This is a genomic window from Dokdonella fugitiva (assembly GCF_014138265.1).
Taxonomy (GTDB): Bacteria; Pseudomonadota; Gammaproteobacteria; order Xanthomonadales; family Rhodanobacteraceae; genus Dokdonella_A; species Dokdonella_A fugitiva_A.
The window spans coordinates 286,317-310,164 of record NZ_JACGXL010000005.1 but is presented as its reverse complement, the minus strand read 5'-3'; the positions used below and the strand labels follow the sequence as shown (position 1 = coordinate 310,164).

Genomic DNA, 23,848 nt, shown 5'->3' with positions numbered 1-23,848 from the left:
ATGACGCCTGCTTCGGATTCCGTGCTGGTCGTCGGCGCCGGCGTGGTCGGCCATGCGTGCGCGCTCGCACTGCAACAGCGCGGCGCGCGCGTGACCCTCGTCGACCCCGATCGCGCGCGGATCGCGCCGTCGTGGGGCAACGCCGGGCACATCGCGACCGAACAGACCGAACCGCTGGCATCGCCGGCGATGCTGCGTTCCGCGCTGCGCCGCCACGTCGCCTTCGGCGGCCCGCTCGACATCCGCAACCCGATCGCGCTCGCACCGTGGATCGCACGCTACCTGCGCGCGTGCACGCCATCGACGTTCAAGGCCGGACAGGCCGCACTGCGCGGCCTGCTCGCCGACGCGCTGCCGGCATGGCGCCGACTCGCGACGCGCTTGGAGGTGCCGCAGCTGCTTCGTGAAACCGGGCACTGGGTGTGTTGGGAAAGCGCCGCGACCGCAGCGCGCGGCGAGCGCGCCTGGCGCGCGACCGACATCGGCACGACACGCTTCGACGCGCTCGCAACGGAACACCTCGCACGCCTGCAAGGCGCGATACCCGCGCCGCTCGCAGGCGGCATCGCGTTCGAAGGCACCGCGCAGATCGCCGATCCGCTGCAGCTCGCCGAAGCGTTGTCGGGCGCGTTCGAGCACGCCGGCGGCGAACGCCGCCACGAAACCGTGGAAGCGCTCGTCGAGGAAGGCGGACATCTTCGCGTGCGCATCGGCAACGGCGACCTGCTCGACGCCGATCGCGTTCTGGTCTGCGCCGGCGTGCGCTCGCGCGACCTGCTCGAACCGCTCGGCATCCGCACGCCACTCGTCGCCGAGCGCGGCTACCACCTGCAGTGGAGCGACCACGACTGGCCCGACCTGCCGCCGGTCGTGTTCGAAGACCGCTCGATGATCGTGACCCGTTTCAGCGGTGGCCTGCGCGCCGCCGGCTTCGTCGAATACGCCCGCCGCGACACGCCGCCCGACCCGCGCAAATGGCAACGCCTCGCGCACCACGTCGAACAGCTCGGCCTGCCCGTGCGCGGCGAACCCTCCCTCTGGTACGGCGCCCGCCCCACCCTCCCCGACTACCTGCCCGCGATCGGCCGCAGCCGGCGATTCCCCGCGTTGCATTACGCCTTCGGCCATCAGCACCTGGGGTTGACGCTCGCGGCGGTGACGGGGGAACGGATCGCTGCGTTGCTGGATGGGCGAAGCGATGCGTCAGTGGCTGCGTTTGCGATCGAGCGATTCGGGCGCCATCGCTAACCCTGGATCGCGTGAGACCCGATCGCTGCCAGGACGGGGATATCACACGCTAGCTCGCGCTTCGAAGCCTCGTCTCCTGGCGTCCACTCGAAGAAGCGCCAATGGAAGCGCTCCTTCACGCTGAAATACCAGCTGCGAACAGGTTGACAGCTCAGCTTGTCGGAACCGAGCAGTGCGCTTGGAATGAACGCTTCGATCTCACGAACTCCCGAAGCCCGCTTCAAGCGCTTGAGCGCGACCTCGAGGGTGCTTTCGGTGAAGTAGCTCGTGCCGACACGAAACCTGTCCGGCGAATACATGTAGATGGCCAGCGTCCCATCGGGTTTGATTCCGTTCGTGGGGATACTGCAACCCAGCGAAATAAGCGCCATGCACCCCAGAACGAAGAGTCCGAGCCTGCGCTTGAGCGAGCAGTTAGTCTTCACGCTTGAAGAACTCGGCGCACTTACCACCTTGCACATAGTAGGAGTTGCTGGTGTCGAAGAATATGTGTTGCGCTCTCTCATCTGGCCCGTCGCCATAGACGACAACGAGCTGAGGGAAGACGTTGAATCCCTCCCAGACAACACGGTAAGGAACGGATGTGGTCCTGCCTTCGCATGTCGTGTAGCAACGCGTACGAGTGAACCTATGCGCGAGATGGCCAAAGATCGCGAAGAAGTCGTGCCTGCGCTGAGCGGCAAGTTTCTTCGGCCATACCCATTGCGATTCGGTTCGCAGCCGATCGGATCGCCAGGTGCCGAGCATGAGCTGACGCGCCGTCATGTACTTGCGAGTTGCCATCGCGCGAGCCTCTGTTGATCCAGGGAGCGGCCACCTGGGCGGGTGAAACCTAGTCGGCCTGCCGAAGCCGGATCTCACAGTACTGCATACGAGAAGCGTCGCCGCGTGACTCCAGCCGTCCCTGTAACACCAAGGCATCCACACGCTGAACGTAGAAGGCGTCAGGAATGCCTGGAACCCGCGATGAAGTATCGCCCATCGCGGAGCCAACGATGAAGGCAAGCTTGCGCCCACTGCCATCTGCAACGCTGATAAGAGCTTCGTCTATTGCCTGAATCTGGTACGGGCGGAGAGCTGCAATCGATTCGAGCTCACCGGCGTCCGGTGAGACATCAGAAGGCTCGTATTCCTCTGAAGCTGTCATGACGCTCCTTGCGATCATTAGCGCCCTGCCTAAACCCAGGCGACCGGTCCGACCGAATAAGGTGCTCTGACCACGGTTTGTAGTCCGTCGTAAAGGTCTCAAAGGTCAGCGTCCAGCCGTCCCGACGCGCGATGCGGTGGAGCGAAAAAAACTCGTCGCCGAACGCGGGACGCTCGTAGAGGGATCCTGGCGCGATGGGTTCAGAGTACGGTTCGCTGAACCGGCAGATCACCCGGCAGCGGTCGGCCAAGCGCTCTGCAATCAGGACTCGGACTCTCGGTTCACCAGCGGCCGACTTTATGACGCATAACGTTTAACTTGAGCGGCGCGCGCCCACAGGGGCGTTCGCAACGCAAAGCAACGGCCGCGCGTCCGGTCGAACGCAAGGTTAGGTGGCATCATCGGCAACGGGATCCTTCAACAGTTCGGCTTCCAACTCTGCCGGGGCGGATTCCCACAGGTTCTTAAACTCATCGTCACCAAGAATAGGCATCGAACGGAGTCTCTCTTTAGCATCGACCGAAGAAATGTCGAGCTCGTTGAACCTACCTTCCAACTTGCGAAGATGGGCATAGCATCCAATATCAATCACGAACGCTTGATAGGTACCCGCTTGCGACTTATGGGTTAGAGCCGCGCCGGCGTTGTGCACGATCCGATAGTCAAGCAGTCGGTAGACCAGGTTCCGCAGGTCGTCGCGTTGCTGCAGCAATCGCTCAGAAATAACAAACGCATTTGACTTCTTCTCAAGACAGAACTCGCGCAACACATAGATTCCGCGCATTAGGGTGTCCTGCTCGCCACCCTCAGAGTCCTGCTTGAGCTCTTCGATTCGACGTTCGAAGTTCGAGCGACTCAGAATTCGTACTTCATCTTTGCCAATGCGATCGCCGCCCTGACTTTGCGCGGTACTAAGTACCTCTAGGAATAAGGATAGAGTATCTCGCGGCACTCCTCCGCCCGCCATTACCAAGCGATCAAAACCTTCCCCCTTAAACAACGATGAAATGTCGGCTCCCTGCAAGCCGGCTAACTTTCCGAACTCTTGAAGGATCTGCCAGTTCTGATCTCGAGTACGCCGGAAGTCACTAAAGGTGTAGTCAATGTTAATGGGCTGGTAGTCGTGACGCTCCTGTGCACCGATCGGTTGGCCTTCGCGATCCACATAAAGAGTCGATGCATGCCGAAGCGTCGCGATCTTGAAATACAGGGGAAGGTCTTTGCATAGACGATGAATGTAGTCGACTACATAGGGTTGATCAGACCGTCTTAGGTGGTAGAGATCATCGATTTGAAGTAGTACCGCCTTTACGTTCGTAGAGGCGGCGAAGAACTCTCTAACTTCCTGCTTTAGCTTAGGCAACCACATGTCGAGGTCACGTAATTTGCTACTCTGCACCTTGAACGTCTTTTCCGTCTCGGCCTTTGTCCTCTCACCAAGGGCTGCCCCAATCTGCGACTCGACGCCAGGAGCAACGCCCTTGACGCCTGCCGAGGCATTAAGCGATCGACTTTGCTCGCTTGCTGCTACCGTGCGCACCGCCTCCTCGTGTTCGTCGGCGGCCGTGCGCTTTCGGGCGAGTTCCTGACGAATGCCATGGATGATCTGACGGGATCTCCTTTTTCGACCGAACCATCCTGAGAGATGGCTCTCAAGTTCTCCGAACAGCGCGTCCAAAATTTCGATCAGAACATTCGGAAAGGAATGCCGCTTAAAGTCTTCGCAGTTGAGGTACACCGACTTGATCGAATCATCGAGGGTGCGCGTTGAATGATGGAGCAGCAAGGTCTTGCCACAACCCCTTCGAGCGAAAATCGTGTGGTTCTGACGCGCCGACGCATCCACAAGCGCGTTGCCCACATCTATGTAAGGTACTTCATCATTGCCACCACGCTGAACGCGCAGATTCTCGGTTATCAATTGCCGGAGTTTAAGTAGCTTAGGATCATTAAGCTGCATTTGTGCCCCCAGATTTGGTCAATGCCACCCAACTACAAATAGACGCCGGAAGCGGAGTGTTGCGTGGCATCGTGCTCGACGTTCGTCCATGCGTCAAGGTGGATTTCTCCAGCAAATCATTCGATTGCCGCCGTGCATGGGCGGCCTTCCGGGTCGTGCGCGGGGCGCGCAATCGCTCGTATCCGGGGTGTAATGCATTACGAGGTCGGAAACGGGGGCGTATCAGGCGATGCAGCGCACCGGCATCGCGGGGTCGCACCGCAATCCGCACGCATGATCTCGGCCCTGCCCTATTCGCGGATGGCTTCCCCTCTCCAACCGTCGCAGCTTTTGCGACGCCCCCCTGTTCCAATCCTCCCGTGCCACCCGGCACGCCGGTCGGCAGCCACAGGGCTCCCGACCGCCATCTGTCCTGATAGGGAGTGAGCCATATGACGCAGAACCTTGTTTCGTTGACCCTGAGCGATGCACAGCTGGAAGCGCTGGACCAGGCGCTGGCGGCGATCGAGAGCCAGCTGGAGGGGCTGGTCGCGCTGACGCCGGAGCAGCGGCGTGCGATGCCGAAGATGGGCGAGAAGTCGGAGGCGTTCTGCCGCCAGACGATCAGCCTGCTGCAGCAGAACCCGCAGATCGTGCCGGCGACCGTGTCGGTGCCGGATGCGGTGGCGGACCTGACCGCACTCGATCGGCTGCGTCCGCGTGCGCAGCGGCTCGCGCGGTTGTCGGAGCGCGCGAACGACACGCAGACCGCGCTCGGCAGCGACGTGATGGCGACGTCGCTGCAGGGGTATGCCCTGCTCAAGGTCGCCGGCAAGCGCCAGGGCCTGGAAAGCCTGCGCGATGCGCTGGGAACGCGGTTCGTGAAGCGGACCCGCGCGACGGAGGAGAAAGCTGCGTAGCGCCTGCGGTTCCGTTCCTTTCGCAAAGACCTTCGAGCCGCAGCGATGCGGCTTTTTTGTTGTCTGTCGCGGCATCGCAGCTCGAACGCCGCAGCTCGCGGCGGCAGCGTCGCGGAAATGGGCTGCGTCGACGCGGAATCGAGCCGCGACGCCGGCGCTCCGCGCTCGGCATACCCAGCTCCGCGCCGTATACACCGAGCGGCGGGCCGGAACAGCGAGGCCCCACGCCCTGACGATCGAGTTCCACGCTCCAAGGGTCGAGCGCCGCGCCGCATCGATGGAGCTCGGCGCTCCAACATCGGAGCTCCGAACTCGGACATTGAAGCTCCGAGCTGGACCGACGCCGTTCCGTTCCGCATCCGTCGGACGTGGCGCCCGACGCACCGGGCGCCTGCGATCGTCCGGCCTACCATGATCGAGAGCATCGCGCCTTCCGGCGCTCCCACAGTAAGGCGAGCCACGCCTGCTCGCGCAACTCTACGCGCGACCTGCGAGAATCGCGTATGCCTTCCTTCTCCTCGATCCCCCTCCCCCCCGCCCTGCACCGCTCGCTCGAGACGCTCGGGTACGCCGAGATGACGCCCGTGCAGGCGGCGACGCTGCCGGCGCTCATCGGCGGGCGCGATGTCGTCGCGCAGGCGCCGACCGGCAGCGGCAAGACCGTCGCGTTCGGGCTCGGCCTGCTGCACCGGCTCGATCCCGCGTTCGTCAAGCCGCAGGCGCTCGTGCTGTGCCCGACGCGCGAACTCGCCGACCAGGTCGCGCGGGAGATCCGCCGGCTCGCGGCGACGATCCCCAACCTCAAGGTGCAGCTGCTCACCGGCGGCATCCCGGTCGGGCCGCAGCTCGCGTCGCTGCGCAAGGATTCGCACGTGATCGTCGGCACGCCCGGGCGCGTGCAGGAGATGATCGAGCGGCAGGCGCTGCCGCTCGCGAAGATCCGCACGCTCGTGCTCGACGAGGCGGACCGCATGCTCGACATGGGTTTCGAGCCGGCGATCCGCGAGATCGTCAAGCACTTGCCGCCGAAGCGGCAGGGCCTGCTGTTTTCGGCGACGTTCCCGGACGACATCCGGCGCATCGGCCGCGAACTGCTGCGCGAGCCGCTCGAAGTGACGATCGAAGGCGCCGACGAACAGCCGGAGATCGACGAGCGCTGGTTCGAGGCGGAGCTCGCGCGCAAGCCCGCCGCGCTCGCCGCGGTGCTCGCGCAGTACCGGCCGGAGTCGAGCGTCGTGTTCTGCAACACGCGCCGCGACGTCGACGAGGTGGTCGAGGCGCTCGGCCGCGCCGGCATCGACGCGCTCGCGCTGCACGGCGACATCGAGCAGCGCGACCGCGACGAAGTGCTCGTGCGCTTCGCCAACCGCAGCTGCAGCGTGCTCGTCGCGAGCGACGTCGCCGCGCGCGGCCTCGACATCAAGGACCTCGCCGCGGTCATCAACTACGAACTGCCGCACGACGGCGACACCTACCGGCACCGCATCGGCCGAACCGCGCGCGCGGGCGCGAAGGGCCTTGCGCTCAACCTCGTCGCGCCGCGCGAGATGCAGCGCGCGAAGGCGCTCGAAACGCTGCGCGACGCGCCGCTGCACTGGAGCGCGATCCGCACGGTTGCGAAAGTGGACGACCTGCACGCGGCAATGGCGACCCTGCGCCTCGACGCCGGCCGCACCGACAAGATGCGCCCCGGCGACATCCTCGGCGCATTGACCGGCGACGCCGGCCTCGCCGGCGACGCGGTCGGCAAGATCGACGTGTTCCCGACGCGTTCCTACGTCGCGATCCGCCGCGCCGACGCCGGCAAGGCGCTCGAGCGCCTGCGCGCGCGCGGCATCAAGGGTCGCAAGGTGCGCGTGGTGCGCCTGTGAGCGACCTGCGCGCGAACGCGACGGATACGCCGACCGACGACGAGGCGATCGCCGCGACGCGCCGCTGGATCGAACGCGCGGTGATCGGCCTCAACCTGTGCCCGTTCGCGCGCGCGCCGTTCGCGCAGGATCGCCTGCGCATCACGGTCAGCCGCACGACCGACGTCGAGTCACTCGTCGAGGACCTGCGCGCGGAACTCGCGTGGCTGCGCGACGCCGATGCGGGCGAATGGGAAACGAGCCTGCTCGTGCATCCGTTCGTGCTCGGCGACTTCGAGGACTACAACCAGTTCCTCGACGTCGCGGACGCGCTGCTCGAAGACATGGAGCTCGACGGCGAGATCCAGGTCGCGAGCTTCCACCCCGACTACCAGTTCGCCGACGCGGCATCCGACGACATCGAGAACGCGACGAACCGCTCGCCGTTCCCGACCCTGCACCTGCTGCGCGAATCGAGCATCGACCGCGCGGTCGAATCGGGCATCGACACGAACGCGATCTACGAACGCAACATCGAAACGCTGCGCAAGCTCGGCCATGCCGGCTGGAATGCGTTGTGGGCCGAAGGCGGCGACGACGGACGTCGAGGGGCTCGCTCGGAGAGAGCAAAAGATTGAAACACGAAGGACACGAAGAACACGAAGGGAAGCCAAAGATTCAAAGATTGAAACACGGAGCACACGGAGCACACGGAGGAAAAGCTTTTAAATGAAAAGCTCTTCTCGCCCTTGGCTTTCTCCGTGTGCTCCGTGTGCTCCGTGTTTCAAGCTCTTCCCTCTTGCGCTCTTCCTTCGTGTCCTTCGTGTCCTTCGTGTTTCAGTCTTTGCTCTTTGATCCGCGCAGTGCGAGATCCGCCGGGGGCATGCCGCAATCGGCAGGCACGAGCGCTGGCGGCGCGCCGGGGCGCAGTGCGACGCGTGGCGTGCGCAAGGCGAGTGCACGCACGTAGGCGTCCGTGTAGACCGTCGCGCACGCGCGCGACAGGTGCGAATACTCGGGCGGCACCAGCGCGTGCATCACCGGATCGTCGTCGCTGTGCAGGCCCATGACGCCGCCCGCGGCGAGCAGCGCATCCCAGGCCTGCGCGCGCGGCATTTGCTGCTCCTCGAACATACGGAAGCGCGGGTCCGACGGCGGTCGCAGGAACACGACCTCGCCCCCGCGCGCGCGGATCGTCGCGACCGCGTCGTGCAGTTCGCGCTGCGCGGTGGCGATCGCGGCTTGCGCGATCGGTGGCGGCTTGCGTCCGGCGCCGAGGCCCCAGGCCGCGCGCTGGTGGTCGCGCAGGCGAACGTCGGTCTCGATGCGCGGCCACAACCAGGTCTGCCGGTCGTCGCCGGTCACGCCGAGCTTCCACAGGCGTTCCGCGGTGCCGATGCGCACGCCGTCGCGCCAGTCGTCGTCGAGGAAATGGACGAGCCGCGACAGGCGGAAGCGGTCGTCGAGGAAGGCGAACGCGTGCGACAACGCGCGATGCAGCTGGAACGACGCGCGCACCGATGGTGACTCGAAGCGGTAGCGCTCGAGCGCCCCGCGACCGAGCCCAGCGTCGGGGCCGAAGAACGTCGTATGTGCGATGCCGACGATCACGAGGCCCGCGAACGGCGAATGTTCGGCGAGTTCGACGAGGAACGGGCGCGCATTGCTGCCGGCGATCGCAAGCTGGATCGGGCGCACGCCGGTCAGCGCTTCGTAGCGATCGAGGTCGCTGTCGAACAGCATGCGCGAGTCGCCGACGAGCACGACGTTCGCCTCGCCCGCATCGACGCGCCGGCGCTGCTCGGCCCACGCCGACGGGCCGTCGTCGATGTCGCCCGCCTCGAGCCCTTCCGCGCGCATGCGCCATTCCCAGGCGCCGACCGCGACCAGCAGGATCAGCATCGCGCTCGCGAAGATGCGCGGCCATGGCCTGGGCGGGATGTCGCGCACCGGCACGGGCTGCGCCACGCCCGGTCGATCGGACGCGGTCAGGCGCACGAAGCCCGGGCGCACCGGCTCGCGCTCGTCGACGCGTTCGCTCATCCCGGAGTCGGCGCTGGACATGGCGCTATCGCGTCCTCAGAACTGGAAGTAGATGAAGGCATTGCCGCTGCCCTGTTCGATCACGATCGCGAACGCGAGCAGCGCCCACGCGCCGGACAACACCGGCGCCGGCACGGTCGCGAGCACGGACTCGAGCGTGCGCGCGCGCATGAACGCGTGCGCGGCGACGATGCCGGTGACGATGATGACGGTGGTGACGATCTCGATCGCCGGCAGCACGGGCACCGCGCCGGCGTTCGCCGCGAACATGCCCGCGAGCACGCGCCACGCGCCGCCGAACGTGTGCGCGCGGAAGAACACCCAGGCGACGTGCACGAGCAGGAAGGTGAGCACGCCGAGCGCGAACGCCTGCGCCGCGGACGGCCGCAGGTGCGCGTACCGCGCGCGCAGGAAGCGCTCGCCGGCGAGGTAGCTGCCGTGCAGGCCGCCCCAGACCACGAACGTCCAGCTCGCGCCGTGCCAGAGCCCGCCGAGCAGCATCGTCGCGAGCAGGGCGAAGTACGTGCGTGCGGGGCCGTGGCGGTTGCCGCCGAGCGGGATGTAGAGGTAGTCGCGCAACCACGCCGACAGCGTGATGTGCCAGCGCCGCCAGAAATCCGAGAAGCCGATCGCCGCGTACGGGAAGCGGAAGTTGTCGGGCATCGCGAAGCCGAGGCACATCGCCGCGCCGATCGCGGTGGTCGAGTAGCCGGCGAAGTCGCAGAAGATCTGCCCGCCGAACGCGAGCGTGGCGACCCACGCGTCGAGCACGCCGGGGATCTTCGCGCCGTCGTAGACCTTCTCGACCGGTCCCGCGAGGAAGCCGTCGGCGAGCACGACCTTCTGGAACAGCCCGATCGTCATCAGGGCGAGGCCGAAGCAGAGCTGGTTCGCGTCGGCGCGTCGCGGCGACTCGAACTGCGGCACGAGTTCGGTCGGGCGCAGGATCGGTCCCGCGACGAGGTGCGGGAAGAACGTCACGAACAACGCGTAGTCGAGGAAGTTCCGCGCGGGCGCGGCGCGGCGCAGGTACACGTCGAGCGTGTAGGACATCGTCGCGAAGGTGTAGAACGAGATGCCGACCGGCAGCACGATGTCGAGCTGCGGCGGCTGCCAGGCGACGCCGAGCCCGGCCATCAGCGCGGCGAAGTTCTCCATGAGGAACTCGCCGTACTTGAAGTACGCGAGCATGCCGAGGTTGGCGACGACGGACAGCAGCATCCACGCGCGACGCGCGTTCGCGCCCTGCACGCTGACGAGCTTCTTCGCCGCCCACCAGTCGACCACGGTGGAGATCCACAGCAGGATCACGAACGGCGGGTTCCACGCCGCGTAGAACAGGTAGCTCGCGACGAGCAGGTTGATCTTGCGCACGGTCCACGGCAGCGGCAGCGAGTGCAGCGCGAGCACGCACGTGAAGAACACGACGAACGTGAGCGAGTTGAAGACCATCGCCGCCCTCCCCGGTCAGCGCATGGAAGCCCGGTCGCGGGCGTGGTCACTCGACCCTGCAGCGTCGCGAATGCAGCCCGCGGCGCGCGCGCAGTGTGCGCTGCGCGCTGGCGGTGCGCAATCGATGCCGTTCCGGGTACGGAACGGCCGGAACACGGGGGCTACCGGGCCGGCGCGGCCTCGCCGTCGGCGAACACCGCGAACATGCCCGCGTACGGCTTGACCAGCACCGCCGCGGCGCCCGCGTAGCCACCGGACGGGGTCCAGAAGCGCGACAGCGTGCCGTCGAGGTAGAGCGCGTCGCGGCAACCGAGCTCGTCGCGGAACAGCGCGGCGAACGCGTGGAACGACACCGGCGCCTCGCTGACCGCGAACAGCGCATGGCCCGGCGTCGGCGCGCAGACGCCGCTGCGCCACTTGAGGCTGTCGGAGGCGGCGTCGAAATTCGGGTTGATATCGCCGTCGACCACGAGCATCGGTCCCGACTGCGTGGCGAGGCGCGCGTCGGCGGGCCGGCGCTGCCACTGCGCGGTCGTGACGACGCCCGCGTGGCCGGCGCGGTCGACGTAGAACACGCCGTTCGGCGGCAGCGCGAAATTGCCGCGACCCGCGCCCGTGCGCGCGGTGTTGAGCGGACGGAGCACGCGACCGTCCTCGACGTGCAGGCCGAGCGGGCGGAACTGGCCGTCGTAGATGCCCGCATTGGCGGCGAACTGCAGCGTGCGCCCCTGCCCTTCGCCCCATTCGCGCAGGCGATCGACCGTGCCGAAGGCGCGGCCACCGTCGTCCTTCCAGTGCAGCTCCAGGCGGTCCGCCGCGAGGTCGACGTCGACCACGCGGCAATCGATCGTGCCGGCGCGCACCGTGCGCAGCGTCGGTGCGGCAGCGAGCGGGCCGGCGGCAGCCAGGGCGAACAGGACGAGCGGGGCGAGCGGGACGAGGAGCGGGCGCATGCCCCGCATTGTCGCCGAAACCGCGCGCCGGTCGCGTTCGCTTTCGGTTATGCGCGACCGCCCGACCAGCATGTAGACTTCGCCGAGGGGACGCGCCGCTGCGGCGCCGTCATGAGCCGCGACAGCGGCATTTTTCGTTCTGGGGAAACCATCATGCGTGACTCGCGCTGGATGCGCCTGGCCTTTCTCGTGTTCGCTTCGTGCCTCTCCATCAGCCCGGCGTTCGCCGAGGACGCGGCCGACGACGACACCTCCTCCGCCCCGTCGCCGTGGCAGGTCGCATCGAAGGCGATGCAGCACGGCCCGCAGACGATCGCGCTGGGCGACCAGGCGACGCTGCGCCTGCCGCAGGGTTACGGCTTCGTGCCCAAGCGCGAGGCGACCGAACTCATGGAAGCGATGGGCAACAGCGCGGACGACAACTTCATCGGCCTCGTGTTCCCGCCGAACGCGGGCGACGACGACGCCGAGGAGTGGATGGTGTCGATCGACTACGACCCGTCCGGCTACATCAAGGACGAGGACGCGCAGCACTGGAATGCGGACGAGCTGCTGCAGAACCTCAAGGACGGCACCGAAGCCGCCAACGAGAACCGCGTGCGCATGGGCATCCCGGCGCTCGAGGTCACGCGCTGGATCGAACCGCCGGCGTACGACGCCGCGACGCAGCGCCTGGTCTGGTCGGTCGAGGGCCGCGACAAGGGCGCCGCCGCCGATGCCGACAACACCGTCAACTACAACACCTACGTACTCGGGCGCGAGGGCTACATCTCGCTCGACCTGATCACCTCGTCGTCGAAGATCGAGGCGCAGAAGCCGATCGCGCGCAACCTGCTCGCCGCGGTCGCGTTCAACGACGGCAAGCGCTACGCCGACTACAACGCGTCCACCGACAAGCTCGCCGCCTACGGCCTCGCCGCGCTGGTCGGCGGCGTCGCCGCGAAGAAGCTCGGCCTGCTGGCGCTCGCGGCCGCATTCCTCGCCAAGTCGTTCAAGCTCGTCGCGATCGCGGTCGTCGCCGCCGGCGCGGCGATCAAGAAGTTCTTCTCGCGCAAGGCCTGATCGCCACGTGCAGCCACCTGCGGGAGCCGGGCATGTCCGGCTCCCGTGCTGCCGCTACACTCGCCGCACTCCTGCCGCGGAATCCCCGATGCCCACCTTCGATATCGTCTCCGAAGTCGACAAGCACGAACTCACCAATGCGGTCGACCAGGCCAACCGCGAACTGTCCAACCGCTTCGACTTCAAGGGCAGCGACGCGAAGTTCGCGCTCGATGGCTACGTCATCACCGCGTCGGCGCCGAGCGACTTCCAGCTCAAGCAGATGCAGGACATCCTGCGCGCGCGCCTGACCGCGCGCAGCATCGACGTGCGCTGCCTCGACGTCGCCGAACCCGAGATCAACCTCGCGACCGCGCGCCAGAAGGTCACCGTCAAGCAGGGGATCGAGCAGGCCGTCGCGAAGAAGATCGTCGCCGCGATCAAGGCCGCCAAGCTCAAGGTCGAGGCGCAGATCAACGGCGAAAAGCTGCGCGTGACCGGCAAGAAGCGCGACGACCTGCAGGTCGCGATCGCGCTGCTGCGCAAGAGCGAATTCGACGTGCCGTTGCAGTTCGACAACTTCCGCGACTGAGCGTGTGGCTGGCCGGATGCAAGAAGCTGCAAAGCAAAAGACTGAAACACGAAGGACACGAAGGACACGAAGGAAAGAAAGATCAGGGAAAAAGAATCAAAGATTTGGAACACGGAGCACACGGAGCACACGGAGAAAGCAAGCAAGGAAGGGCTCTACTGTTTGAGGCTTTTCCTCTGTGTGCTCCGTGTGCTCCGTGTTTCGATCTTTGAATCTCTTGCTCTACTTCGTGTCCTTCGTGTCCTTCGTGTTTCAGTCTCTTGATCTTGATCTTGCTCTCGGCAGCCAACGGCCCCTCAGCGCAGGCTCACGGTCTGGCCTTTCCAGAGCGGGTCCTGCCAGCGGTAGAACGTGCTGAGGGAATCGGGCTTGTCGGCGCGCTTGTCGACCGCGAGCGTGTCGAGGTCGAGCACCTCGAACGTGCGCGAGAAGCGGCCGCCGACGCGAACCTCGCGCGCCGCGAGCAGCTTGCGGCCGCCGGGGACCCAGCCGGCGAATTCGACGTAGCCGACGTCCGGCGCATCGCCGGCGGGCGGCACGACGTCGACCGTCCACTCGTTGCCGTTGCGGTGGAACACCCACATCTCGCGCCAGGCGTCGAGCGGTTGCACCGCGAGCGTGAGCGCGGTGCCGCCAGCGTTCGCGCGCGCGGAATTCGTCCAGACCGTGCCGTACGTGCAGCGCTGGAACAGCGGCGCCTTGTCGCCGTGCTTGGCGTCGACGAGGCGGATGCAGGTCTCGCCCGGCTGGCCCGTCGCGGTCGTGACCGCGAGGCCGATCGCCGTCTTCGCCGGCGCGGGTTCGGCCGCCCAGCGCACGGCGCCGACGCGCACGGCAGCATCGCTGTACGCGCTGGCGTCGTCTTCGGCGAGTTCCTGGCGGTTCACGCCGGTGAGTTCCTGCAGCGCGCGGGCGGCCGCTTCGGCAGCGGGCTCGCCGCGACGCACGCGTTCGAACGCGAGGCTCGACCAGACGGCCGCGGTGCGCATGCGCACGCGGTTCTTCAGGTACTCGGGCAGGTCCGCGCGCGGCACGCGATCGAGCACGTCGGCGCGCCAGCCGTCGAGGCTCGCACGCTCGAACGGCGTCGTCGCCGGGTCGATGCATTCCTCGCGCGTGAGCGCGAGCGCGGCACGCGCCTTCTGTTCGGCGCCGGCCGGCAGCGCCATCACGCGGCGGAACGCGTCGCCGTCGTAGCAGACCTGCACGCGACCCTCGCGCTCGAGGCTGCGCATCGCGACACCGTAACCCGCGACGACTTCCAGGTGCGCGGCGATCACCGCGTCGTTCGCCTTGCTGCGGTTCGACGATGCGCGACGCGCGAGGCGTTCGGCCATCGCGCCGAGCGCGTCGAACGCCTCGGCGTCGATGTCCTTGCCCGGCGCGGCGCGCAGGAACGCGGCCGCGTAGCCGATGCCGAGCGCCTCCGCACCCGGCGTGTCGCGCAGGAAGCGCACGACCGCGAGCAGGCCGGCCGCGTCCTGCGGCTGCAGCGACAACAGGCGCACCTGGCTCGCGCGCACGTAGCCGGCGCGTTCGCGCCGGTGGTCGTACACCTGCAGGTAGTCCATGCGGCGGCCGCGCACTTCGAGGCTGTCGCCCTGCCAGAGCACGACCTGCTGCTGCGCCGATTCGCGCGGCGCGGCGCGCAGGGCGGCCTGGTCGATCACGACGATCGCGGTCGGGTTCGGTTCGGGTGCGGCAGGCACGTTCGCAGCGGGCGCGGCCTGCACGGCGGCGAATGCGAACAGGCTCGCGAGGAAGACGATCGTTCTCATCGCATTCACTCCCCGTCCGCCGTCTGCGCGACCGCCTGCGCCTTGGTACCGCCGATGAGGTTCGCGCCGATGAAGCCACCGTCCGCGGGCGGCGGCGCGATGATCACCGACACCTTGTCCGACAGCTTGTCGGCGAGCGTCTTCTGGATCAGCAGCGGATGCTTGCTGATGAGCGCGCCGTCGCGCTCGAGCTGCTCGCTCGCGACCTTGCCGAGCTGCTCGACGCGGTACGCATCCGCCTCGGCGAGCTTGCGGCGCGAATCGGCTTCGCCCGCGGCCTCGATGCGGCGCGCCTCGGCAGTGCCTTCGGCGGTGCGGATGCGCGCGGCCTTCTCGGCATCGGCTTCGAGCTGGCGCTGCTCGATCTGCTTCTGCTTGAACGGGATCACGTGCTTCATCGCCTCTTCCTGCGCCTTCGCCGCGATCACCTGTTCGTTCGCGCTCGCCTCGGCGGCCTTCTCGCGCTTGACCTTCTCCGCCTCGGCCTCGAGTTCGGATTGCTTGACCTGCTTCTCCTTGAGCTGCAGCGTGTACTGCATCTGCTCGGTCTCGAGCTCGACCGCGAGCAGCTTGTCCATGCCGGCGCGGTAGTCGGCGGGCAAGTCGACGTTGCCCATCGTCACGCGACGCAGCGCGATGCCGTCCGCGGCGAGCAGCGGCTTGAGTTCACCTTCGATCACGTCCTGCAGTTCCTGGCGCTTGCTCGAAAAGATCTCGCGCACCGTGTAGCGGGTGAACACCTTGTAGACGACGCCCTGCACGAGCGGCTCGACCAGTTCGCTGCCGATGTCGTCCGGCAGGCGCGCGGCCTTCTCGGCGAGCGTGGCCGGATCGATCGCGTAGCGGATCGACAACTCGACGCCGAGGGAGAGGCCCTCGGACGACTGGAACGGCGCCTCGCCGTCGGCCTTCGCGCTGCGCGTCGGCGTGTAGGTCTGGTCGAGCAGCGCGTAGCGACGCAGCTCGTGGATGCCCGGCAGCACGAGGGCGACGCCTTCGCCGAGGCGCGTGCTCGTGCCGGTGAGGCGGTTCAGCCGCACGCCGACTTCCTGGCGACCGACCGACTCCATCGGAGGATGCCTGTACACGGTGTAGCCGATCGCGACGACCACCGCGAACACGATCGTTTTGAGGTTGAGAAACTTGCGCGAGGTTTCCTTCGCTGCACGCAGACGGTCCGACACGTTGCCCCCGATGACACCTGATCACTCGATTCGCGACCCGCGTCGCGCGGGCCGGCCCTTGCGCGACGATCCGGCTTCCCGGCAGCCACTCGACGATCACTCGCGCAGGATCATTCCAACCCACGTCGCGGCAAGGCTGCGGCCGCACTAGCGGCGCGTTGCTGGCGGGTTGTGGCGGGACGCGGGCAGCTGGCGCTGCCGGGCTTTAAATGAAGAGCCAAAGACTGAAACACGAAGGACACGAAGGACACGAAGTAGAGCAAGAGATTCAAAGATTGAAACACGGAGCACACGGAGCACACAGAGGAAAAGTTTTCAAATAGTAGAGCCCTTCCTTGCTTTGCTTTCTCCGTGTGCTCCGTGTGCTCCGTGTTTCAAGCTCTTCTTCCACCCGCTTTTTGGCTTCTCTTCGTGTCCTTCGTGTCCTTCGTGTTTCAGTCTTTCGCTTGTCTTGCGCCACAGGGTCAAGCGATGCCGCGGCGGACCGCCCCGGGCGACAGGCCAGTGTGGCGCTTGAACGCGCGGCTGAAGGCGGCTTCCGAGTCGTAGCCGAGTCGCTCGGCGAGCGCGCCGACGCTGCGGCCGTGCTCGCGCAGTTCGGCCATCGCCGTGTGCATGCGCAAGCGGGTGACGTACTGCATCGCCGGCATGCCGACCAGCGCACTGAAGCGCGCCGCGAACGCCGAGCGCGACATCGCCGCCGCGGACGCGAGCGTCGCGAGCGACCAGTCGCGCGCCGGGTCCGCGTGCACGAGCGTGAGCGCGCGGCCGATCTGCCGGTCGCGCAATGCGCCGAGCCAGCCGCCCTGCGCGGCCGGGTCGCGCTCGATCCATGCGCGGATCGCCTGGATCACGAGGATGTCGGCGAGGCGCGTGACGATCGTCTCGCCGCCGGGACGCAGCTGGCCCGCCTCGTCGGCCATGAAGCGCAACGTGTCCTGCATCCACTGCCGCTGCGGCAATTGCGCCGCTTCGATCACGATCGAGCGCGGCAGCAGCGCGACCAGCTGGCGCGCCGCCGGCTGCTCGAACCGCACGGCGCCGCAGATGAGCTGGGTCGGCTTGCCGTCGCCGCCGTGGCGCAGCACCTCGTAGCGTTCGCCGACTTCGGCGCGCGGCAGATCGAACAAGCCTGCGCAGTCGGCGCCGGGTTCGTGCACGAGGCGATGGCCGGCGCCGTGCGCGACGAGCGCGAAGTCGCCCGGCTGCAGCGCCTGCGGCGGCTCGCCGTCGAGTTCGAGCCAGCAGCGGCCGCTCGTCACCACATGGAACATGAGGCACGACGGCATCGCCGGCAGCGCGAGCCCCCACGGTGCGGTGAATTCGGAGCGGCAATAGAACATGCCGTTCATGCGCAGGAAGTGCAGCGCTTCGCCGAGCGGGTCGTGCGAGATCCAGGGGTCGTTCGCGGCCATGGCGCGAGTATGCGCCAGCAGCGCGCGTCGTCCACGCCCATGGACGAACGGGCAAGCGATCGCGACGTTCCGGGATGTTTCGTACGCCGCCGATCCCCGACAGTGGACGCCACGCAATCCCGCGCGCCTCCGAGTCCCGTCCCATGACCCCTGCCGTCACGACCACCCCATCCAACCCGAAACCCGTCCTCGTCGTCGGGGGTTCCGGCAAGACCGGCCGCCGCGTCGCCGATCGCCTGCGCGCGCTCGGCCTGCCGGTGCGCATCGGTTCGCGCAGCGGCGCACCCGCGTTCGACTGGAACGATCCGGCCGGCTGGCCCGCGGCGCTGGCCGGCACCGGCGCGGCGTACATCGCCTACTCGCCCGACCTCGCCGTGCCCGGCGCACCCGAGGCGATCGCCGCGTTCGCCGAGGTCGCGCTCGCCGCCGGCGCGCGTCGCCTCGTGCTGCTGTCGGGTCGCGGCGAGGAAGAAGCGGAGCGTGCCGAGCGCGCCCTGCAGGCGTCCGGCGCCGACTGGACGATCGTGCGCTGCAGCTGGTTCATGCAGAACTTCAGCGAAGGCCATTTCCGCGACGCGGTGCTCGCGGGCGAACTCGCGCTGCCGGTCGGCGACGTCGCCGAGCCGTTCGTCGACGTCGACGACATCGCCGACGTCGCGGTCGCCGCGCTCACCGATGCGCGCCACGTCGGCCAGCTGTACGAACTCACCGGGCCGCGATCGCTGAGTTTCGCCGAGGCGATCCGAGCGATCGCGCTCGCCTCGTCGCGCACGGTGCGTTACACGACGGTGCCGCCCGACGCGTTCGTCGCCGAGTCGCGCCGGCAGCAGGTGCCGGAAGACCTGATCGGTTTCCTGCGCTACCTGTTCGAGGAAGTGCTCGACGGCCGCAACGTGCGTCCCGCCGACGGCGTGCAGCGCGCGCTCGGGCGCGCACCGCGCGACTTCGACGCGTTCGCGCGCGAGGCCGCGCACGCGGGCGCGTGGAAGGACTGAGTCAATCACCGTCGCCGAGGTCGAGCGTGCGCATGCCGGTTTCGCGGCAATGGCGTTCGTAGTCGGCGAGCCGGCTCGCCGCGGTCGCACGCGCGATCACGGTGTCGCCCGGCCCGAGGAACTCGACCGTGCCCATGACGATGACGAGGGCGACGAGCGGCTCGTCGCCGACCGCCTTCCACCAGTCGACCGTGCCGGGCGGCTCGTGCACGTAGCCGCCCGCGACGATGCGTTCGCCGGTATGCAGGAGGCGCTCGCCCGCGAGGTTCCACGCGTGCACATCGCCGCCGTGCCGGTGCAGCGGCATCGCGACGCCGGGCTCCATGCGCAGCAGTTCGGCGAAACCGCGCTCGCCGAACACGCGCAACATTTTCGACGTGCGGCCGGTGGTCGGCGAGGCGATCCACGGCAACGCGTCGGCATGCCGCTCGTGCTGCGCGAGCAACGCATCGCGCAGGGCTTCGATGCCGATCGTCACGACCGCGGCCTCACGCCGCGACCGCGCGCAGGTGGCGCTCGAACGAGGCGTCGACCGCGGCGCGCGCGCCGCCGATGATGTTGCGGCCCCAGGTGTAGCCGTAGACGTCCTCGAACGCGAAGCGCGCGAGGCGATCGCGCATCGCGCGCACGTCGCCGGTCGCCATCGGGATGAAGTTCGGGTAGCTGTACATGAAGGTCACGTGGCGGCGATCCATCACGACCTGCAACGCGTCGCCGGGGAACAGCGCGCCGCCCGCGCGCGGGCCGTCCTGCCAGTGCAGCGCGGTGCTGCCCGGGAAATGACCCCCGCAGCGGATCAGGGTGACGTCGTCGGACAGGCGCAGTTCGTCGCCGCGCCACCAGCGGATGCGCGGCGACGACCGCAGCACCCATTCGCGATCGGCTTCGTGCAGCAGGATCTCGACGCCGCCGAGCGCTTCGCTCCAGTCGACCATCGCCGAGTAGAAGTGCGGATGCGAGATCACGATGCGGTCGACGCCGCCGCGCTCGCGCAGCGCGGCGAGCGCGGCGTCGTCGACGAGGCTCACGCATTCCCACAGCAGGTTGCCGGCGCCGGTCGGCAGCAGCAATGCGCGCTGCGGGATCGCGAAATCGGGCGCGATGCCGACGCCGAGCAGGCCGGCATCGATATCGACGCGCAGGTGGTGGCGCGCGGCGAGTTCGGCCGGCGTGGTCCAGCGTTGGCCGTCCCAGCCTACGTACTGGCGCTCGTCCTCGCAGATCACGCAACGGCTCGGCCACAGCGCGCTTTCGGCGTGTTGCGTACCGCAGGTTTCGCAGATGTAGCAGGGCATGGTCGGGTTCCTTTCGCTAGCGGCGCGAGCATTCGGCGCACGGATAACGTACGCTCGCACTGGTTCTCACATCGGACCAGTCGCAATGACTTCGCAGGAACCAGTCGGCCCGCCGTTCGCGTTCCCGCTGCAGCTCGACGGCGAAAGCGGCGGCCGCATGCGCCAGCTGCACGAGCAACTGCGCGCGGCGATCCTCGATCGGCGCCTGTGCGCCGGGGCCGAGCTGCCTTCGACGCGGCGCGTCGCGACCGCCTACGCGATCGCGCGCAACACGGTGATCGCCGCGTACGACCTGCTCATCGCCGAGGGTTACGTGGTGCCGCGCGCGGGCGCGAAGGCGATCGTCGCCGAACTCGCCGCGGCGAGCGTCGCGGCGCGGCGCGCCGCGAAGGCGCGGCCGCTACCGCTCGGCCTCGAGGATCCGCGCCTCAATCCGCTCTGGCGCACGCCGTTCCTCGCGAGTTCGTCGCCGCGCGGCCTGCCGCCGCGTTCGTTCCGCCTCGGCGTGCCCGAGCATCGCCATTTCCCGCACGAGATCTGGCGCAAGCTGTCCGCGCACGCATTGCGCGCGTGGTCGAAGGTGCCCTTCAGCTATCCGCCGTCGGAAGGCATCGCGGAACTGCGCGAGGCGATCGCGCAGCACGTCGCGTTCGCGCGCGCGGTCGCGTGCAAGGCGGACAGCGTCGTCGTCACCTCCGGCGCGCAGCAGGCGTTCGACCTCCTCGCGCGCCTGCTCGTGACGCCCGGCAAGACGCGCGTCGCGTTCGAGGAACCCGGCTATCCACCCGTGCGCGCGGCCATGGCCGCGGCCGGCGCACAGCTCGTCTCGATCCCGGTCGACGACGAAGGCCTGTGCGTCGACCGCTTGCCGCCCGACGTGAAGATCGTCAGCGTGACGCCGTCGCACCAGTCGCCGACCGGCGTCGCGCTGTCGATGCGCCGGCGCATCGCCCTGCTCGACTTCGCGCGCACGCACGGCGCGGTCGTGCTCGAGGACGACTACGACGGCGAGTTCCGCTTCGGCGGCCGCCCGCTCGACGCGCTGCAGACGCTCGATCGCGATGCGCTCGTGTTCTACATCGGCACGTTCTCGAAGAGCCTGTTCCCGGCGCTGCGCAAGGGTTTCGTGGTCGCGCCGGCGTGGGCGCGCGACGCGCTCGTCACGGTCAAGCACTGCACCGATTCGCACGGCGACGCGATCGCGCAGGCGACGCTCGCGGCATTCATCCGCGAGGGCCACCTCGCACGCCACGTGCGCCGCATGCGCCCGATCTACGCCGAACGCCGCGAGGCGCTGCTCGACGGCCTCGACCGCTACCTGCGCGACTGGTTCGAACCGATCCCGTCGGAAGCGGGGCTGCATCTCGCCGCACGCATCCGCGCTCCCGTGCTCGCCGACGCGATGTTCGCCAAGGCGCGCGTGCACGTGCCCGGCGCGATGTCGGCCGGGGAATACTCGCGCGAACCGCTGCAGCGACCCGCGCTCACGTTCGGTTACGGCGTCATCGACGCGGACGAGATCGCGCCCGCGCTGCAGCGTTTCGCGCGGGCGCTTGAAGGTTGAGGGCCGAGGGCTGCAGAGCATCGCGGCTTCCGCCGCTCCCACAGAAGGCCGCTCCTGTGGGAGCGACTTCAGTCGCGATGCCTTCTGGGAAGACCGGTGCTCCCACAATGAAAAAGCGTGCTCTCTGTGGGAGCGGCGGAAGCCGCGATGCTTTCGAGGCCGGGGTTGATCGGCGCCACGCTTCGCGCGTACCGCGCTACTTGGCGCCAGGCGCGGCGAAGACCGTCGCGACGTCGTCCGCGCCGAGCGCGCGCCACTCGCCTGCCGGCAGGTGATCGAGCACGAGCCCGCCGATCGCGCTGCGATGCAAGGCGTCGACGTGGTTGCCGACCGCGGCGAACATGCGCCGCACCTGGTGGTAGCGCCCTTCGCTGATCGACAGGCGCGCGCGACGCGGGCCGAGCGCCTCGAGTTTCGCGGGCGCGAGCGGCGTCGTTTCCGCCTCGAGCACGAGCGTGCCGCTCGCGAACGACGCCGCTTCGTCGCCGCGCAGGTCGTGCGCGAGCGTCGCCTCGTACACCTTCACGACCGCCGCGCGCGGCGAGATGATCCGGTGCAGCAGCGCGCCGTCGTCGGTCCACAGCAGCAGGCCCGAGGTGTCGCGATCGAGCCGGCCGACCGTCGACAGTGCGGGACTGCGCGCGCGCCAGCGCGACGGCAGCAGGTCGTAGACGATGCGGCCCGCGTCCTTGGTCGAACAGGTGTAGCCGACCGGCTTGTGCATCATGAGCACGAGCCCGGGCGGTGGATCGAGCGGTTCGCCGTCGAGGCGGATGCGCGCGTGCTCGACCTTGTCGTCGGCGTAGAGCACCTCGCCGTCGGCATCGGTCACGCGTCCCTCGCGGAACATCTGCGTGACCTCCTTGCGGCTGCCGTAACCGAGGTTGGCGATGAGCTTTAAGAGTTTCACGATCGCGGTTCCTTCGCTTCGATGACCTTGAAACCGTCGCGCTCGACCACGGTGCGCACCGCGGCGAAGCGCACGCCGAGCGTCGCCTCGTAGGCGAGATGGCGGTTGGCGACGAGCAGCAGCATGCCATGCGGCTCGAGCGCGCCCGCCGCCGCTTCGATGAATGCGCGGCCGAGCCCGGGGTCGTCGGCGCGGCCCTGGTGGAACGGCGGGTTGCTCACGATCGCGTCGTAGCGTCGCGGCAGTCCGCGCGCGACGTCGTGCCAGAGGAACGCGGTCGCGATCGCGCGCCGGTCCGTCGTGAGGGCGGCGAGCAGGTTCGCTTCGGCGGGTTCGCGCGCGCGCGCTTCCGCCTCGTAGAGGTCGAGCGCTTCCACCCCGGCGCAACGCCGCGCGACTTCGCAGGCGAGGTAGCCGTAGCCGGCGCCGAGATCGGCGACGCGCGGACCGAGGATCGACGGCAGGTGTTCGGCGAGCAGCGCGGACGCGGCGTCGACGCGATCCCACGCGAACAGGCCGGGACGGCTCGACCAGGTACCGTCGGCGATCGGTCGCGGTGCATCGAGCGCGCCCCACTCGGCCGCGAGCGCCGCGTCGACGCGCGCGTCGAGCGGTGCGGTCCAGTAGACGCGGCACTTGTGCCGCGACGCACCCTGCACCGCGCCGGCGAGGCGTTCGAGATCGGCCGCGCCCGAGCGCGCGCCTTCGTTGTTCGGCTGGCACGCGACGACGATGCCGCCGCCCGCGGCGATGCGCACCGCGCGCGCGAACAGCGCGCGCGCCTCGTCGCGCTGGCGCGGTGGCAGCAGCAGCACGAGCGGCGCGCTCGACGGTGCCACGTCGACGAGCCGCGCAGCACTGCGCTCGAGCGCGTCGGCGAACGGCTTGAACGTCTGCACGCAGGAGAATGCGTCGCGCCAGCGCGCGACCCAGGCTCCCGTGCGCGCGCGCAGGAACACGGCGTCGTGAGCCGCGTGCGCGCGGTCGGGCAACACGACCTGCCCCTGTGCGAGCGGCAGGAACAGCGCGTCGAGCACGTCCTCGACGTCGACCGCGCTCATGCGGGGCGGTGCGCCGGCGGCATCAGGCCTCGCCCTTTCCGCGCGCGAGCAGCGCCTTGAGGTCGGCGAACGGGTTCGACGTCGCAGCGGCCGAAGTCGGCGGCGGCGTCTCGTAGCCGGCCCCGCGCACGTGATCGATGTAGCGCGAGTGCTCGTTGTCGTGGCAGTACACGCAGAGCAGCTCCCAGTTGCTGCCGTCGGCCGGATTGTCGTCGTGGTCGTGGTTGCGATGGTGGACCGTCAGTTCCTGCAGGTTCGCGCGCGTGAACGTGCGGCCGCAGCGGCCGCACACCCACGGATACATCTTCAACGCGCGTTCGCGGTAACCGAGTTCGCGCTGCTCCGCCGCGCGGCGCGCCGCGGCGACGATGCGGTCGAGCTTGTCGTCGTCGGGCTTGCGCGTGCTCATGCAGGACGGGGCGGCGGTGGGGGAGACACATGTTAACGCGTCTCCCGCGCGC

23 protein-coding genes are annotated in these 23,848 nt (G+C 68.2%); 8 read left to right on the top strand and 15 right to left on the bottom strand.

Annotated elements, in window-relative coordinates; translation table 11 throughout:
• Entirely contained in the window at positions 1-1,248 is a 1,248-nt protein-coding gene (locus FHW12_RS16090) for an NAD(P)/FAD-dependent oxidoreductase (RefSeq protein ID WP_182532055.1), read from the top strand.
• On the opposite strand, the gene FHW12_RS16085 is transcribed toward FHW12_RS16090, so the two are convergent.
• The 4 genes from FHW12_RS16085 to FHW12_RS16070 form a co-directional block, all read right to left on the bottom strand.
• Positions 1,245-1,673: a hypothetical protein gene (locus FHW12_RS16085; protein WP_182532054.1), complete on the bottom strand. Its 429-nt coding sequence runs from the start codon at positions 1,671-1,673 to the stop codon at positions 1,245-1,247. The genes FHW12_RS16090 and FHW12_RS16085 overlap by 4 nt on opposite strands.
• Complete coding sequence (locus FHW12_RS16080) at positions 1,663-2,031, bottom strand: hypothetical protein (RefSeq protein ID WP_182532053.1); 369 nt, start codon at positions 2,029-2,031, stop codon at positions 1,663-1,665. The genes FHW12_RS16085 and FHW12_RS16080 overlap by 11 nt, the downstream gene beginning before the upstream one ends.
• 49 nt (positions 2,032-2,080) lie before the next feature.
• Complete coding sequence (locus tag FHW12_RS16075) at positions 2,081-2,395, bottom strand: DUF3658 domain-containing protein (RefSeq protein ID WP_182532052.1); 315 nt, start codon at positions 2,393-2,395, stop codon at positions 2,081-2,083.
• Between the two features lie 388 nt (positions 2,396-2,783).
• On the bottom strand, positions 2,784-4,355 hold the full coding sequence (locus tag FHW12_RS16070) for a hypothetical protein (protein ID WP_182532051.1): 1,572 nt from the start codon (positions 4,353-4,355) through the stop codon (positions 2,784-2,786).
• A gap of 431 nt (positions 4,356-4,786) precedes the next feature.
• On the opposite strand from FHW12_RS16070, the gene FHW12_RS16065 reads away from it, so the two are divergent.
• The 3 genes from FHW12_RS16065 (at position 4,787) to FHW12_RS16055 (ending at position 7,742) form a co-directional block, all read left to right on the top strand.
• Positions 4,787-5,254, top strand: coding sequence for a hypothetical protein (locus tag FHW12_RS16065; protein WP_182532050.1), 468 nt, complete (start codon positions 4,787-4,789; stop codon positions 5,252-5,254).
• Positions 5,255-5,757: 503 nt separating this feature from the next.
• Positions 5,758-7,125, top strand: coding sequence for an ATP-dependent RNA helicase DbpA (gene dbpA, locus FHW12_RS16060; protein ID WP_182532049.1), 1,368 nt, complete (start codon positions 5,758-5,760; stop codon positions 7,123-7,125).
• Positions 7,122-7,742, top strand: coding sequence for a DUF1415 domain-containing protein (locus tag FHW12_RS16055; RefSeq protein ID WP_182532048.1), 621 nt, complete (start codon positions 7,122-7,124; stop codon positions 7,740-7,742). Before dbpA ends, FHW12_RS16055 begins: the two co-directional genes overlap by 4 nt.
• Before the next feature lie 199 nt (positions 7,743-7,941).
• On the opposite strand, the gene FHW12_RS16050 is transcribed toward FHW12_RS16055, so the two are convergent.
• The 3 genes from FHW12_RS16050 to FHW12_RS16040 form a co-directional block, all read right to left on the bottom strand.
• Entirely contained in the window at positions 7,942-9,168 is a 1,227-nt protein-coding gene (locus FHW12_RS16050; RefSeq protein WP_182532047.1) for a hypothetical protein, read from the bottom strand.
• A 15-nt stretch (positions 9,169-9,183) separates the two neighbouring features.
• Positions 9,184-10,599: an MBOAT family O-acyltransferase gene (locus FHW12_RS16045; protein WP_182532046.1), complete on the bottom strand. Its 1,416-nt coding sequence runs from the start codon at positions 10,597-10,599 to the stop codon at positions 9,184-9,186.
• 161 nt (positions 10,600-10,760) lie between these two features.
• On the bottom strand, positions 10,761-11,552 hold the full coding sequence (locus tag FHW12_RS16040) for a phosphodiester glycosidase family protein (protein WP_182532045.1): 792 nt from the start codon (positions 11,550-11,552) through the stop codon (positions 10,761-10,763).
• Positions 11,553-11,705: 153 nt separating this feature from the next.
• Here FHW12_RS16040 and FHW12_RS16035 point away from each other — a divergent pair, with 153 nt between their 5' ends.
• Complete coding sequence (locus FHW12_RS16035) at positions 11,706-12,614, top strand: DUF2167 domain-containing protein (protein WP_182532044.1); 909 nt, start codon at positions 11,706-11,708, stop codon at positions 12,612-12,614.
• A gap of 88 nt (positions 12,615-12,702) precedes the next feature.
• Positions 12,703-13,185, top strand: a complete 483-nt coding sequence (locus FHW12_RS16030) for a YajQ family cyclic di-GMP-binding protein (RefSeq protein ID WP_182532043.1) — start codon at positions 12,703-12,705, stop codon at positions 13,183-13,185.
• Between the two features lie 296 nt (positions 13,186-13,481).
• On the opposite strand, the gene FHW12_RS16025 is transcribed toward FHW12_RS16030, so the two are convergent.
• From FHW12_RS16025 to FHW12_RS16015, 3 genes are all read right to left on the bottom strand, one after another.
• Complete coding sequence (locus FHW12_RS16025) at positions 13,482-14,963, bottom strand: hypothetical protein (protein WP_259393098.1); 1,482 nt, start codon at positions 14,961-14,963, stop codon at positions 13,482-13,484.
• Positions 14,964-14,968: 5 nt separating this feature from the next.
• Positions 14,969-16,147 (bottom strand): SPFH domain-containing protein, encoded by a 1,179-nt coding sequence (locus tag FHW12_RS16020; RefSeq protein ID WP_310735263.1) that lies wholly within the window; start codon positions 16,145-16,147, stop codon positions 14,969-14,971.
• Between the two features lie 464 nt (positions 16,148-16,611).
• A complete protein-coding gene (locus FHW12_RS16015; RefSeq protein WP_182532042.1) occupies positions 16,612-17,562 on the bottom strand; it encodes an AraC family transcriptional regulator in 951 nt (316 codons plus the stop codon).
• 143 nt (positions 17,563-17,705) lie between these two features.
• Here FHW12_RS16015 and FHW12_RS16010 point away from each other — a divergent pair, with 143 nt between their 5' ends.
• Positions 17,706-18,557, top strand: coding sequence for an NAD(P)H-binding protein (locus FHW12_RS16010; RefSeq protein ID WP_182532041.1), 852 nt, complete (start codon positions 17,706-17,708; stop codon positions 18,555-18,557).
• A gap of 1 nt (position 18,558) precedes the next feature.
• Here the strand turns inward: FHW12_RS16010 and FHW12_RS16005 are convergent, their stop codons facing one another.
• Together FHW12_RS16005 and FHW12_RS16000 are read right to left on the bottom strand one after the other, a co-directional pair.
• A complete protein-coding gene (locus FHW12_RS16005) occupies positions 18,559-19,035 on the bottom strand; it encodes a cupin domain-containing protein (protein WP_310735262.1) in 477 nt (158 codons plus the stop codon).
• Between the two features lie 10 nt (positions 19,036-19,045).
• Complete coding sequence (locus FHW12_RS16000) at positions 19,046-19,852, bottom strand: MBL fold metallo-hydrolase (protein WP_182532040.1); 807 nt, start codon at positions 19,850-19,852, stop codon at positions 19,046-19,048.
• Between the two features lie 85 nt (positions 19,853-19,937).
• On the opposite strand from FHW12_RS16000, the gene FHW12_RS15995 reads away from it, so the two are divergent.
• Positions 19,938-21,416, top strand: coding sequence for a PLP-dependent aminotransferase family protein (locus tag FHW12_RS15995; protein ID WP_182532039.1), 1,479 nt, complete (start codon positions 19,938-19,940; stop codon positions 21,414-21,416).
• Positions 21,417-21,612: 196 nt separating this feature from the next.
• Here FHW12_RS15995 and FHW12_RS15990 read toward each other — a convergent pair whose 3' ends face one another.
• Genes FHW12_RS15990 through FHW12_RS15980 form a run of 3 tightly spaced genes read right to left on the bottom strand, consistent with a single transcriptional unit; the run spans position 21,613 to position 23,796 of the window.
• Positions 21,613-22,326: a pseudouridine synthase gene (locus FHW12_RS15990; protein ID WP_182532038.1), complete on the bottom strand. Its 714-nt coding sequence runs from the start codon at positions 22,324-22,326 to the stop codon at positions 21,613-21,615.
• Complete coding sequence (locus FHW12_RS15985) at positions 22,323-23,387, bottom strand: class I SAM-dependent methyltransferase (protein ID WP_182532037.1); 1,065 nt, start codon at positions 23,385-23,387, stop codon at positions 22,323-22,325. Before FHW12_RS15985 ends, FHW12_RS15990 begins: the two co-directional genes overlap by 4 nt.
• Positions 23,388-23,409: 22 nt before the next feature.
• Positions 23,410-23,796, bottom strand: a complete 387-nt coding sequence (locus FHW12_RS15980) for a YajD family HNH nuclease (RefSeq protein WP_182532036.1) — start codon at positions 23,794-23,796, stop codon at positions 23,410-23,412.
• Between the last annotated feature and the right edge of the window lie 52 nt (positions 23,797-23,848).

What these genes read in the sequence shown, in the direction of transcription:
- FHW12_RS16090 (WP_182532055.1), top strand. Translation starts at nt 1, where the DNA reads ATGACGCCTGCTTCGGATTCCGTGCTGGTCGTCGGCGCCGGCGTGGTC.
- FHW12_RS16080 (WP_182532053.1), bottom strand. Translation starts at nt 2,031, where the DNA reads ATGGCAACTCGCAAGTACATGACGGCGCGTCAGCTCATGCTCGGCACC.
- FHW12_RS16075 (WP_182532052.1), bottom strand. Translation starts at nt 2,395, where the DNA reads ATGACAGCTTCAGAGGAATACGAGCCTTCTGATGTCTCACCGGACGCC.
- FHW12_RS16070 (WP_182532051.1), bottom strand. Translation starts at nt 4,355, where the DNA reads ATGCAGCTTAATGATCCTAAGCTACTTAAACTCCGGCAATTGATAACC.
- FHW12_RS16065 (WP_182532050.1), top strand. Translation starts at nt 4,787, where the DNA reads ATGACGCAGAACCTTGTTTCGTTGACCCTGAGCGATGCACAGCTGGAA.
- dbpA (WP_182532049.1), top strand. Translation starts at nt 5,758, where the DNA reads ATGCCTTCCTTCTCCTCGATCCCCCTCCCCCCCGCCCTGCACCGCTCG.
- FHW12_RS16050 (WP_182532047.1), bottom strand. Translation starts at nt 9,168, where the DNA reads ATGTCCAGCGCCGACTCCGGGATGAGCGAACGCGTCGACGAGCGCGAG.
- FHW12_RS16045 (WP_182532046.1), bottom strand. Translation starts at nt 10,599, where the DNA reads ATGGTCTTCAACTCGCTCACGTTCGTCGTGTTCTTCACGTGCGTGCTC.
- FHW12_RS16040 (WP_182532045.1), bottom strand. Translation starts at nt 11,552, where the DNA reads ATGCGCCCGCTCCTCGTCCCGCTCGCCCCGCTCGTCCTGTTCGCCCTG.
- FHW12_RS16035 (WP_182532044.1), top strand. Translation starts at nt 11,706, where the DNA reads ATGCGTGACTCGCGCTGGATGCGCCTGGCCTTTCTCGTGTTCGCTTCG.
- FHW12_RS16030 (WP_182532043.1), top strand. Translation starts at nt 12,703, where the DNA reads ATGCCCACCTTCGATATCGTCTCCGAAGTCGACAAGCACGAACTCACC.
- FHW12_RS16025 (WP_259393098.1), bottom strand. Translation starts at nt 14,963, where the DNA reads ATGAGAACGATCGTCTTCCTCGCGAGCCTGTTCGCATTCGCCGCCGTG.
- FHW12_RS16015 (WP_182532042.1), bottom strand. Translation starts at nt 17,562, where the DNA reads ATGGCCGCGAACGACCCCTGGATCTCGCACGACCCGCTCGGCGAAGCG.
- FHW12_RS16010 (WP_182532041.1), top strand. Translation starts at nt 17,706, where the DNA reads ATGACCCCTGCCGTCACGACCACCCCATCCAACCCGAAACCCGTCCTC.
- FHW12_RS16000 (WP_182532040.1), bottom strand. Translation starts at nt 19,852, where the DNA reads ATGCCCTGCTACATCTGCGAAACCTGCGGTACGCAACACGCCGAAAGC.
- FHW12_RS15995 (WP_182532039.1), top strand. Translation starts at nt 19,938, where the DNA reads ATGACTTCGCAGGAACCAGTCGGCCCGCCGTTCGCGTTCCCGCTGCAG.
- FHW12_RS15985 (WP_182532037.1), bottom strand. Translation starts at nt 23,387, where the DNA reads ATGAGCGCGGTCGACGTCGAGGACGTGCTCGACGCGCTGTTCCTGCCG.
- FHW12_RS15980 (WP_182532036.1), bottom strand. Translation starts at nt 23,796, where the DNA reads ATGAGCACGCGCAAGCCCGACGACGACAAGCTCGACCGCATCGTCGCC.